The following is a 12221-nucleotide window of genomic DNA, read 5'->3' on the forward strand; positions in this document are numbered from 1 at the left end:
TTACAGGAGCCAGCCGAATGAGCGACGCACTGCCGATGTCCCCTGCCGAATTCGAGCAGGCCTTGCGCGCCAAGGGCGCCTACTACCACATTCACCACCCCTACCACGTGGCCATGTACGAAGGCCGCGCCACACGCGAGCAGATTCAGGGCTGGGTGGCCAACCGCTTTTACTACCAGGTCAACATCCCGATGAAGGATGCGGCAATCCTGGCCAACTGCCCTGACCGCGAAGTGCGCCGTGAATGGATCCAGCGCCTGCTCGACCATGACGGCGCCCCGGGTGAAGACGGCGGCATCGAAGCCTGGCTGCGCCTGGGCCAGGCCGTTGGCCTGGATCCGGATCAGCTGCGCTCCCAGGAGCTGGTGCTGCCGGGCGTACGCTTTGCCGTGGACGCCTACGTCAACTTTGCCCGCCGCGCCAGCTGGCAGGAGGCCGCCAGCAGCTCGCTCACCGAGTTGTTCGCCCCGCAAATCCACCAGTCGCGCCTGGACAGCTGGCCCCAGCACTACCCGTGGATCGACGCCGCCGGCTACGCCTACTTCCGCACCCGCCTGGGCCAGGCCCGCCGTGACGTGGAGCATGGCCTGGCGATCACCCTGCAGCACTACACCACCTGGGCTGGCCAGCAGCGTATGCTGGAAATCCTGCAGTTCAAGCTGGATATCCTGTGGAGCATGCTCGACGCCATGAGCATGGCCTACGAGCTGAACCGTCCGCCCTACCACTCGGTTACCCAGCAACGGGTATGGCACAAGGGGATCACCCTATGAGCATTGATCGCAACCAGGTGCCGAGCTGGCGCCCAGGCTACCGCTTCCAGTACGAACCCGCGCAGAAGGGCCATGTGTTGCTGTACCCCGAGGGCATGATCAAGCTCAACGAGAGCGCCAGCCTGATTGGGGGCCTGATCGACGGCCAGCGCAGCGTCAGCGCCATCATCGAGGCACTTCAACAGCAGTTCCCCGATGTGCCGGAAGTGGCTGACGACATCGAGCAGTTCATGGAGGTGGCCCGTGCCGAACACTGGATCCAGCTCAACTGAGCTGCCGGCCACGCCGGCGGTCGGCCTGCCGCTGTGGCTGCTGGCCGAGCTCACCTACCGCTGCCCGCTGCAGTGCCCCTATTGCTCCAACCCGCTGGACTTCGCCGCCCAGGGGCAAGAGCTGAGCACTGCACAGTGGTTCAAGGTAATGGCCGAAGCGCGGGAAATGGGTGCGGCGCAAATCGGCTTTTCAGGTGGTGAGCCCCTGGTGCGTCAGGACCTGGCCGAGCTGATCGGCGAGGCGCGGCGGTTGGGCTATTACACCAACCTGATCACCTCGGGCATCGGCCTGACCGAGGCCCGCATCGCGGCGTTCAAGCAGGCCGGGCTGGACCATATCCAGATCAGCTTCCAGGCCAGTGACGAGCAGGTGAACAACCTGCTGGCCGGCTCGAAAAAGGCCTTTGCGCAAAAGCTGGAGATGGCCCGCGCGGTAAAGGCCCACGGCTACCCGATGGTGCTCAACTTCGTGACCCACCGGCACAACATCGACAAGATCGACCGCATCATCGAGCTGTGCGTTGCCCTGGACGCAGACTTCGTCGAGCTTGCCACCTGCCAGTTCTATGGCTGGGCTCACCTCAACCGCCTCGGGCTGCTCCCCACCCGTGCGCAGCTGGAGCGGGCAGAAGCCATCACCAATCAGTACCGTGAAACGCTCAAAGCCGCGGGCAACCCGTGCAAGCTGATCTTCGTCACCCCGGACTACTATGAAGAACGCCCCAAGGCCTGCATGAACGGCTGGGGCAGCGTGTTCCTCACCGTTACCCCGGATGGCACGGCACTGCCCTGCCATGGCGCCCGTCAGCTGCCCGTGCAGTTTCCCAACGTGCGTGACCATAGCCTGCAGCACATCTGGTATGACTCGTTCGGCTTCAACCGTTTCCGCGGTTACCAGTGGATGCCGGAACCATGCCGCTCGTGCGACGAGAAGGAAAAGGATTTCGGCGGCTGCCGTTGCCAGGCCTTCATGCTGACCGGGGATGCCAGCAATGCCGACCCGGTATGTGCCAAGTCGGCCGACCACGGCATCATCCTCAAGGCTCGCGAGGAGGCGCAAAGCGCTGACCTTGCCATTGAACAGATGACTTTCCGCAATGAACGAAACTCACGTGTCATCGCCCGTGGCTGACTTCACCGCCGCGCAGGCTGTCGCCGCCGGCACCGACTTCGCCGAATTGAAGGCCAGCGATGCCGGGCTGTTCTGGGTCGAGTTCCGCCCGGCCGACGGTGCCTGCCGCATCTGGTGCTGGCAGCATCAGCAGGCCCGCAGCCTCACGCCCGACGGTTTCAGTGTGCGCAGCCGGGTTTATGAATACGGCGGTGGTAGCTTCTGCCTGGGCGGCGACGGCCTGGTGTTCGTCAATGAGCACGATCAGCAGGTCTACACCCAGGCCCTCGACCACCCACAGCCGCGCCCCCTCACCGACGACAGCCGCTGCCGCTACGGGGACGTACTGTGGCACGGCGGCCAGGTGCTGGCCGTGGAAGAGCGCCACGCACACACCGTGGAGCATCGCCTGGTCGCCCTGGGGCACGGCAGCCGCGAAGTGCTGGCCGAAGGCGCCGACTTCTACGCATCGCCCACCGTCAGCCCTGACGGGCAGCGCCTGGCCTGGGTGGAGTGGGATCGCCCGGCCCAACCCTGGACCTTCACCCGGCTGATGTGCCGTCAGCGCGCCGCCGATGGCAGTTGGGGGCCACCTCAGCCTGTGGCCACGGCGCAGGCGTCATTGCAGCAGCCCCGGTTCGACCACGCCAACCAGCTGTATTGCCTGTCGGATCACAATGGTTTCTGGCAGCCATGGGGCGAGGTCGAAGGGCGTTGGCAGGCACTGCCCGCCGAACCTGCCGACCACGCAGGCGCGCCTTGGCAGTTGGGTGCCTGTACCTGGCTACCGCTAGGCCCAACGAGCTACCTGGCTACCTGGTTCGACGCAGGGTTCGGGCAACTGGGGCTGCGCGCTGAGCATGGCCCCATGGAACGCTTTGCCAGTGCCTACACGCGCTTTCGCAGCCTGGCCATGGATGCGCACTACCTGTATGCGATCGCCGCCTCGCCCATCAGCCCGCCAGCGGTTATCGCCATTGCCCGCGACACCCATCAGGTCAGTGTGCTAGCCGGTGGCGCCGAGGTACTTGCGGCCGAACACATCAGCCTGCCGCAGTCGTTCCACTGCGGCCGTGGCGCGGCACTGGCCCACGGCTTTTTCTACCCGGCTGCCCACAGCAAGGGCGCGCCGCCACTGGTGGTCTTTATCCATGGCGGCCCCACCTCGGCCTGCTACCCGGTGCTGGACCCGCGTATCCAGTACTGGACCCAACGCGGCTTCGCCGTTGCCGACCTCAACTACCGGGGCAGCAGCGGGTATGGCCGTGAGTATCGCCAGGCCCTGCACCTGCGTTGGGGTGAAACCGATGTGGAAGATGCCTGCAACGCCGTTGAGTACCTGGCCGCACAAGGGCTGATCGACCCGCGCAAGGCCTTCATCCGTGGCGGCAGCGCCGGGGGTTATACCACCCTGTGCGCCTTGGCATTTCGCAATGTATTCCGCGCAGGTGCCAGCCTGTACGGCGTGAGCGACCCCACCGCCCTGGCCCGGGCAACGCACAAGTTCGAAGGCGATTACCTGGACTGGCTGATCGGTGACCCACAACAGGATGCCGAGCGCTATCGCCAGCGCACACCGCTGCTGCATGCAGCACAGATCACCGTGCCGGTCGTGTTTTTCCAGGGCGAACTGGACGCCGTGGTGGTGCCCGAGCAGACGCGCTCGATGCTGGCAGCACTACAAGCCAACGGCATCAAAGCCCAGGGGCATTTCTACGAGGGTGAGCGGCACGGGCTGCGCAAGGCTGAGAACCTGGCGCATGCGCTGGAGGAAGAATGGAGGTTCTACTGCGAAGTGCTGGCGGGTGAGTGACCCAGGGGGCGCGGGCCCCCTGGCCGCAAACTGGGTTACACCTCACCGCTTGGCAATGATGTACACCGCGTGCACGATGCCAGGGATATAGCCCAGCAGCGTCAGCAGAATGTTCAACCAGAACGCGCCGGCAAACCCCACCTGCAGAAATACGCCCAGTGGTGGCAGCAGGATAGCGATGATGATGCGAATGAAGTCCATGAGAGTCTCTCCGTAAAGGGGTTACATCACAGACTCGCCGCCGGTCGCAGAGGTTCCACAGGCAAAAAAAACGCCCCGGGCCGAATGTAACAGGCCAGGGGCGGTGCGCAGAAACGCCAGACGGTTCGTTGAATCAGGGGTTGGCAACCTAGGCCGGCATCTCGCGGCGGCTCTGTTGGCGGGCGTGCAACCGGGCAAAGGCTCGGGTCAGGCGCTGCAGCATTTCGTCGATATTGCTCCGGCTCACGGTCAGCGCCGGCGTAAAGCGCACTACGTCGGGCTGCGGAGCATTCAGCAACAGCCCCTCCTGCAGCGCGGCAGCCACCAGCGCGGGGGCCAGGTTTTCCTTGAGCGGCAGCGCCCAGAGCAAACCTTGCCCGCGTATCGGGCCCAGGCCGAAGCGGCCCGCCAGCCGACCGAGGCCCTCGCGCAGGTGGCGGCCCTTGTCCTGCACCTCGTCGAAGAACCCAGGGGCCAGCACCGTGTCCAGCACCGTAAGGCCGGCAGCGCACATCAGCGCATTGCCATGGTGGCTGCCCTGCAGTTCGCCTGCCTCGGCACAGCAGGCCGCCCCCCGCGCCAGCAACGCCGCCAGCGGCACGCCCCCACCCAGGCCCTTGCCCAGGGTGACGATGTCGGCGCGTACCCCGTAGGTTTCCTCTGCCAGCAATGCACCGCAGCGGCCAAGGCCGGTTTGCACTTCGTCCAGAATCAACAGGATGCCAAGCTCCCGGCACAGGGTTTCCACACCCTTGAGGTATTCGCGCGTGGCCGGGATAACACCCGCTTCACTCTGCACAGGCTCAAGCATGATCGCCACCGTGCGAGAGTCCACCGCGGCGTGCAGTGCTGCGAGGTCATTGAAAGGCACCCTGCTGAAGCCGGGCACGCCGGGTTCACAGCGGCTACAGGCCGTCGGGTCGGAGGCCGACAGCGTGCCCAGGCTGCGCCCATGGCAGCCCCGGCTGGCGGTGATGATGTGGTACGCGCCATTGCGATGGCGCAGGCCCCACTTGCGCGCCAGCTTGATCGCACCTTCGCAGGCCTCGGCACCCGTGTTCAGAAGGTAAGCCTGGTCGCTGTCGGTAGCCTGGCAAAGCCGGCTGGCCAAGGTCAACAAAACCGGGCTATGGAACGCTGAGCCTGGCTGGATCAGCGCCTGAGCCTGATTCGCCAGCGCGGCTACCAGCGCGTCTGGGCTATGGCCCAGGCTGTTGACGCCGCCGCCTTGGGTGAAGTCCAGGCAGGCTCGCCCCTGGTCATCCCACAACCACGCCCCCTGGCCACGCACGAACACGGGCGTTGCCCGGTTGTGCCCGGGCATCAGGTTGCCGGTTGAAGGCTGCTGCGGCATCTGCCTTGGCTCGACAACAGCCTCAGGGGCCGGGCGGCGCAGGTTGAACAGATTCATCAGGATTCCAACCCATCACGGTGGCGGCAGCTAAAGCGCGATCACATGATCGCTGTGCGTTCTGTTGCCTTGCCTATCAATACGCTTTGAAGGTAGCTGCAACAATGTGACCATCAATTGCTGTAACCCCTTGTAATAGGGGCATAGACTAGGCGAGCAAGCGGTTTTACAACATTTCGATTTAGCAGCAATTTCAATAAGCAAACCTTATGGATTTTCGCCAACTGCGTTATTTCGTCGCGGTGTATGAGGAAGGCCACGTCGGGCGCGCCGCCGAGCGGCTGTCGCTGTCGCAACCCGCGCTCTCACAGCAGATTCGCCAACTGGAACATGGCCTGGACCTGAGCCTGTTCGAGCGCAGCAACAAGCGCCTGCTGCCCACACTCGCCGCCCACACCCTCTACAACCACGCCCTGCCGCTGCTCGACGGCCTGCAGCGCGCCACCGATGCCATGCGCAGCTTCAAAGGCCAGTCGCTGCGCACCCTGGCCATCGGGGTACTGCAAACCGTACGCCCCAGCCTGGTGCCGCGGTTGCTCGAACGGCTGCGCAAGGCCCAGCCTCACCTGGTGGTGCAGATCTATGAGCTGTCAGGCCTGGAGATCGAACGGCGCTTGCTCAATGGCAACCTGGACATTGGCATCAGCTACCTGCCGCCACGCCAGCCAGGGCTCCATGGGCTGCTGCTGTATGAAGATGAGTTGCAACTGGTCATCCCCAACACGCACCCCCTAAAGGACTTCAAGAAGGTTTCCATTCGCCAGGCCGCCGAGTTGCCGATGCTCATGCTTGGGGAAGAGTTTCAGATGCGCCAGATCTGGCAGGCACAACTGGCCAGCCAAGGCCGCAGGCCGCAGGTTCAGGCCGAGATGAACAACATGGCAGGTATTCTGGACAGCCTGGCGCATACATCGCTGGCCACCATTCTGCCGGGGCGGGCCAAGGAGGCGGCAGAAGATGAGCAAGGCTTGCTATGGAAGCCGCTGAGCGAGCCACGGGTACCGCTGAAAGTGGGGCTGGTGTTCCGCGATGCGCAGCGCCAGCAGGCTTCAGTGGAGCTGCTGCGCAACCTGCTGGAAGAAGAAACCGATACCCGGCAACCCGCCCTAGACGTATTGGCCTGAAAAATACGCGCACAAAGAAAACCCCGCCTAAGCGGGGTTTTCCAGACTGTTTCCCTGTGACATCCGTATCGCCCCGCCACCCTGGCAGGAAATCCTTCGTCGTCGTCCTTGATCTGTCCTAGGCGCTTCCTGCGCTCCGTCCATGTGATAAAGATTAACCGTGGATCCAATCTGAGAACAGTGGTGAAAAGTCACCACGTGATGTAGGAAAAAGCTTACAAACCCAGAATCATTCTCAAAAAGCAAAACCCTGGGGTTTTCTGCCAGCCCCTGGACGGGTATCAGAACTGCTGTGCATCCAGCAGGTACAGTGACTCACTCCCAGCCCTCACCGATGCCACCAGCGAGCCGACTCGCGGCAGCAGCCGGGCAAAGTAGAAGCGCGCCGTGCCCAGCTTGCCCTGATAGAACCCTTCATCGCCTTCCCCGCGCTGCGCTGCCTGCGCCATGCGTGCCCACATGTAGGCGTAAGCCACATAACCGAATGCATGCAGGTACTCCACCGAAGCAGCCCCAATCTCGTTAGGGTTGCCCTTGGCCTGCTCCAGCACCCAGTCGGTGAGCGCATCAAGCTCATCGAGCGATGCCGCCAGCGGCCGGGTGAACTCGCCCAGCTCATGGCCGGCACTGGCAATGAATGCGCGCACTTCATCGGCGAACAATTTGTAGTAGGCCCCACCGCTGGCCACCACCTTACGGCCCATCAGGTCGAGGGCCTGAATACCGTTGGTGCCTTCGTAGATCTGCGTGATGCGTACGTCACGCACCAGTTGCTCCTGGCCCCACTCACGGATATAGCCATGCCCGCCGAATACCTGCTGGCCGTGCACCGTGCACTCCAGGCCCAGGTCGGTGAGGAACGCCTTGGCCACAGGCGTCAACAGCGCCACCAGTTCTTCGCTGCGCTTGCGCACACTGGGGTCTTCGCTGTACTTGGCGCTGTCCAGCTGCATGGCCACGTAGGTGGAGAACGCACGCCCGCCTTCGATCAGCGCCTTCATGGTCAACAGCATGCGCCGTACATCAGGGTGCACGATGATCGGGTCGGCTGGTTTGTCTGTGGCCTGTGGGCCGGTGGGGGCGCGGCTCTGCAGGCGGTCACGGGCGTATTCCACCGCGTTCTGGTAAGAACGTTCGGCCGAGGCCAGGCCCTGGATGCCAACCCCCAGGCGCTCGTAGTTCATCATGGTGAACATGGCCGCCAGGCCTTTGTTGGGCTCGCCCACGATATAACCGACCGCGTCGTCGAAGTTCATCACACAGGTGGCCGACGCCTGAATGCCCATCTTGTGCTCGATGGAACCGCAGGTTACCGGGTTGCGCGCGCCCAGGCTGCCGTCCTCATTGACCAGAAACTTGGGCACCAGGAGCAACGAGATGCCCTTCGGCCCAGCCGGGGCATCCGGCAGCTTGGCCAGTACCAGGTGGATGATGTTTTCGGTGAGGTCGTGTTCGCCGCCGGTGATGAAGATCTTGGTCCCGGTCACTTTGTAGCTGCCGTCGGCCTGGGGCTCGGCCCTGGTGCGGATGATGCCGAGGTCGGTACCGGCATGGGGCTCGGTAAGGCACATGGAGCCTGCCCAAACGCCGGCATACATGTTCGGCAGGTACTTCTGCTTCAGCGCCTCGCTGGCGTGGGCATTGATGGACAGGCAGGCACCTGCGGTCAGCATCGGGTACAGGCCGAAAGCCAGGCTCGCCGCGTTGACCATTTCTTCAACCTGCGCCGACACCACCTTGGGCATGCCCATGCCACCCAACAGCGGGTCACCGCCCACGCCCACCCAGCCGCCCTCGGCATAGGTGTTGTAAGCCTCAATGAAGCCTGCCGGCGTCTGCACGGCGCCGTTATCCCAGTGGCAGCCTTCTTCATCGGCAGCACGGCTCAATGGCGCGATGGAGCGGGCCGCAACCTTGCCGGCCTCCTCAAGCACTGCCAAGGCGGTCTGCACATCGACAACGTCGCCCAGCCCGGGCAATTGTGCCCATTGCTGCCCCACGTCGAAGACTTCATTCAGTACGAAGCGCATGTCGCGCAGGGGCGCTTTATAGTCAGCCATGACAACCTCTCGCTGGTCGGAACGGGCGGTGTCAGGCACCGCAGCACTGGAGTTGCAGTGAGTGTAACCGAACAACTTTTACGAGACATAGGGTCATCAACAGACCGCATGGTCAGCTATGGTCACGACGCACGCTCTGCCCCCCGGCGGGTTTTCAGGCCATGCACCATCAGGCAGTTGCGCCCGGCCGCCTTGGCGCTGTAGAGCGCCTGGTCGGCGGACTTGAGCACGTCATCTGGGTTGCGGTGGTCCACATGCCGCTCTGCCACACCGATGCTGATGGTGACTGACACCGCACCACCACTGCTGCCGGCGCGCCGCTGCCGGCCCGTGCTGTCATCCTGGGGGCGAGCGCCCTGGTCACGCAGGCGCATGGCATAGCCGGCAATCGCTTCACGCACCGCCTCCAAGTGCGCCACGCAGTGCTCGGTGCTCTTGCCGGCAAACACCACCGCAAATTCCTCGCCGCCGTACCGGTACGCCTTGCCACCGCCACCCACTTTGCCCAGGCGGCTGGCAACCAGGCGCAACACCTGGTCGCCGACGTCATGGCCGTGGGTATCGTTGAAGCGCTTGAAATGGTCCACATCGCTCATCGCGATCACATAATTGCGCCCCAACCGCTGCATGCGTTCGTTGAGCGCACGCCGGCCCGGCAAGCCGGTGAGCTCGTCCCGAAAGGCCATCTGGTAGGCCTCATGTGCCACCGCCGCAGCTATCATCAGCATCACCTGGCTGCACATGATGTTCAGGGTGAAGGGCAAGATGAACGTTTTGGGCAGCATCCAGAAGAGCCCCACCAACCCCATCACCAGCGCTGCATTCAAAGGCCTCGGCGCCCGCAGGTACTGCACCACCAGCAGCACCAGTACCCCAATGAACAACGGGTACGCCAACTGGATCAGGCTCATCCACTCCCCATGCAGGGCCGGCCAGCGAATATCGGCCAAGCCGGCCAGCAGGGCGGCGGGGAAGCGTTGCTCCAGCGCTACCGCCACCGCACCTACAACCAACAGCACAGCGCCCCTGGCCACCATGTCCTGCAGCAGGTGCATGCGTTCCTGCCATACGCCGTAGATGCCATACAACGCCGGTAGCAACAGGCACACCAGGTGGAAGATGACGGCAGCGTCATCGCGCACATGCCCGTTATCTCTGTAGAAGTCAGTCTGGGTATCGAGCAGGAAATAGGCGATGTACACCGTCAGCATTAAAAACAGCTCACGCTGACGCCTGTAGACCGCGCAGTAGGCACCCCCCAGCAGCAACACCAGGGTGGGCAGCACATTGAACAAGGAGGTGAAGAACACGCTGAGGTCTTTGGCGTAGGCCGCGGCGAGGCCCGCTATCAGCAACAGCAGTGAGGGCAGAAAGTGGCTTGCACGGACGGCGTCAAGGCGAAACACAGTAATCTCCAACCCGGCAGATCAATAATGGCATTGTGCCCTTAGTTGATCGGCCGTGCACCCGGACAGTTTAATCAGGCTCCGTCCGTGGAATGCAAAAAACCCGCCTGCCATAGCAGGCAGGCGGGTTTCGCTGGAGCAAATGCGCTTAGTACGCCAGGCCGAAGTGCGCTTCGTCCATGGCCATCAGGTTGTCGGCACCCGACAGCATGGCCGCCACATGGGTACGGGTGCGCGGCAAGATGCGCTGGAAGTAGAAGCGCGCAGTCTGCAGCTTGGCCGTGTAGAAGGCTTGGTCGCCGCTGCCGGCGGCCAGCTTCTCGGCTGCAACACGTGCAATATCTGCCCAGAAATAAGCCAGGCAGGCGTAGCCGGAGTACATCAGGTAATCCACCGACGCTGCGCCCACTTCCTCACGGTCCTTCATGGCGGCCATGCCCACTTTCATGGTCAGCTCGCCCCACTCCTTGTTGATGGCCGCCAGCGGTTGTACGAAGTCGTTCAGCGCCTCGTTGCCTTCCTGCGCCTGGCAGAACTTGTGCACGATCTTGGTGAAGCCCTTCAGCGCTTCGCCCTGGGTCATCAGTACTTTGCGGCCCAGCAGGTCCAGGGCCTGGATACCCGTGGTGCCCTCGTACAACATGGAGATGCGGCTATCGCGCACGTTCTGCTCCATGCCCCACTCGGCGATGAAGCCGTGGCCGCCGTAGATCTGCACGCCATGGTTGGCAGCTTCGAAGCCCACTTCGGTCATGAAGGCCTTGGCGATCGGCGTCAGGAAGGCCAGCAGGGCATCGGCCTTCTTGCGGGCTTCTTCGTCCTGGCTGTACTTGACGATGTCCACCTGCTGCGCGGTGAAATACACCATGGCCCGGTTGCCCTCGGCGAAGGCTTTCATGGTCAGCAGCATACGGCGCACGTCCGGGTGGACGATGATGGGGTCAGCTGCTTTTTCCGGGGCCTTAGGCCCGGTCAGTGAACGCATCTGCAGGCGCTCGCGGGCATACTTGAGGCCGCCCTGGAAGGCCACTTCGGCGTGCGCCAGGCCTTGCAGTGCAGTACCCAGGCGAGCGGTGTTCATGAAGGTGAACATGCAGTTCAGGCCTTTGTTGGCCGGGCCGATCAGGTAGCCGGTAGCGCCGTCGAAGTTCATCACGCAGGTGGCGTTGCCGTGGATGCCCATCTTGTGTTCGATGGAACCACAGCTGACGCCGTTGCGCTCACCCGCCGCGCCTTCGGCGTTGGGCAGGAACTTCGGCACGATGAACAGCGAGATGCCTTTGGTACCGGCAGGCGCATCAGGCAGGCGGGCCAGCACGATGTGCACGATGTTCTCGGCCATGTCGTGTTCGCCGGCAGAGATGAAGATCTTGGTGCCCGATACCTTGTAGCTGCCGTCGGCCTGGGGCTCGGCCTTGGTGCGCAACATGCCGAGGTCGGTGCCGCAGTGTGGCTCGGTGAGGCACATGGTGCCAGTCCACTCGCCAGATACCAGTTTGGTCAGGTAGGTGTGCTGCTGCTCGGCTGTGCCGTGGGCAGAAATGGTGTTCATCGCGCCGTGGGACAGGCCTGGGTACATGCCCCACGACCAGTTGGCGCCACCCACCATCTCGCTCAGCGCCAGGCCCAGCGACTCCGGCAGGCCCTGGCCGCCGTGCTCCACGTCGTGAGCCAGGCTCGGCCAGCCGCCTTCGACGAACTGCGCGTAAGCTTCCTTGAAGCCGGTCGGGGTTTTCACGCCCGACTCGCTCCAGGTGCAGCCTTCCTGGTCACCTACGCGGTTCAGCGGCGCCAATACCTGCTCACAGAACTTCGCGCCTTCTTCCAGAATGGCATCGACCATGTCCGAGGTAGCGTCCTGGCAACCCGGCAGGCTTTGATAATGCGCCTCATAGCCAAGCAGCTCGTCACGAACGAAGCGGATATCACGCAAGGGAGCTTTGTAGTCAGGCATCGCGATGAACCTCTAGGTGAGTTCTGTGGGGGGACCGGCGCACGCGGCAAGGTCTGTCAAACAGTTGTTTGAAACTTACGTTTACCGCAGGCTGAT

Annotated in this window: 10 protein-coding genes; 5 read left to right on the forward strand and 5 right to left on the reverse strand. The window is 63.4% G+C overall.

The features are described 5' to 3' along the window. Positions 1 to 17: 17 nt before the first annotated feature. The 4 genes from pqqC to IAE36_RS09915 are packed head-to-tail and all read left to right on the forward strand — an operon-like array spanning position 18 to position 3969. Positions 18 to 773, forward strand: coding sequence for a pyrroloquinoline-quinone synthase PqqC (pqqC, locus tag IAE36_RS09900; RefSeq protein ID WP_201212109.1), 756 nt, complete (start codon positions 18 to 20; stop codon positions 771 to 773). Next, positions 770 to 1045: a pyrroloquinoline quinone biosynthesis peptide chaperone PqqD gene (pqqD, locus tag IAE36_RS09905; RefSeq protein WP_060482884.1), complete on the forward strand. Its 276-nt coding sequence runs from the start codon at positions 770 to 772 to the stop codon at positions 1043 to 1045. Before pqqC ends, pqqD begins: the two co-directional genes overlap by 4 nt. Further along, complete coding sequence (pqqE, locus tag IAE36_RS09910) at positions 1017 to 2177, forward strand: pyrroloquinoline quinone biosynthesis protein PqqE (RefSeq protein ID WP_028633645.1); 1161 nt, start codon at positions 1017 to 1019, stop codon at positions 2175 to 2177. The genes pqqD and pqqE overlap by 29 nt, the downstream gene beginning before the upstream one ends. Further along, positions 2143 to 3969: a S9 family peptidase gene (locus tag IAE36_RS09915; RefSeq protein ID WP_201212111.1), complete on the forward strand. Its 1827-nt coding sequence runs from the start codon at positions 2143 to 2145 to the stop codon at positions 3967 to 3969. Before pqqE ends, IAE36_RS09915 begins: the two co-directional genes overlap by 35 nt. A gap of 42 nt (positions 3970 to 4011) precedes the next feature. On the opposite strand, the gene IAE36_RS09920 is transcribed toward IAE36_RS09915, so the two are convergent. Further along, complete coding sequence (locus IAE36_RS09920) at positions 4012 to 4170, reverse strand: YqaE/Pmp3 family membrane protein (RefSeq protein ID WP_033727371.1); 159 nt, start codon at positions 4168 to 4170, stop codon at positions 4012 to 4014. A gap of 148 nt (positions 4171 to 4318) precedes the next feature. Further along, entirely contained in the window at positions 4319 to 5581 is a 1263-nt protein-coding gene (locus IAE36_RS09925; RefSeq protein ID WP_201212112.1) for an aspartate aminotransferase family protein, read from the reverse strand. 209 nt (positions 5582 to 5790) lie between these two features. On the opposite strand from IAE36_RS09925, the gene IAE36_RS09930 reads away from it, so the two are divergent. Continuing rightward, positions 5791 to 6705, forward strand: coding sequence for a LysR family transcriptional regulator (locus tag IAE36_RS09930; RefSeq protein ID WP_060482887.1), 915 nt, complete (start codon positions 5791 to 5793; stop codon positions 6703 to 6705). A gap of 281 nt (positions 6706 to 6986) precedes the next feature. Here IAE36_RS09930 and IAE36_RS09935 read toward each other — a convergent pair whose 3' ends face one another. From IAE36_RS09935 to IAE36_RS09945, 3 genes are all read right to left on the reverse strand, one after another. After that, positions 6987 to 8765 carry an acyl-CoA dehydrogenase C-terminal domain-containing protein gene (locus IAE36_RS09935; protein ID WP_201212114.1) on the reverse strand — a complete coding sequence of 593 codons (1779 nt, stop codon included), beginning with the start codon at positions 8763 to 8765 and terminating at the stop codon, positions 6987 to 6989. 122 nt (positions 8766 to 8887) lie between these two features. Continuing rightward, positions 8888 to 10171 carry a GGDEF domain-containing protein gene (locus IAE36_RS09940; RefSeq protein ID WP_060482889.1) on the reverse strand — a complete coding sequence of 428 codons (1284 nt, stop codon included), beginning with the start codon at positions 10169 to 10171 and terminating at the stop codon, positions 8888 to 8890. A 148-nt stretch (positions 10172 to 10319) separates the two neighbouring features. Further along, positions 10320 to 12125 carry a phenylacyl-CoA dehydrogenase gene (locus IAE36_RS09945; RefSeq protein WP_028633651.1) on the reverse strand — a complete coding sequence of 602 codons (1806 nt, stop codon included), beginning with the start codon at positions 12123 to 12125 and terminating at the stop codon, positions 10320 to 10322. Between the last annotated feature and the right edge of the window lie 96 nt (positions 12126 to 12221).

Source organism: Pseudomonas sp. S36, from assembly GCF_016647875.1.
GTDB lineage: Bacteria > Pseudomonadota > Gammaproteobacteria > Pseudomonadales > Pseudomonadaceae > Aquipseudomonas > Aquipseudomonas parafulva.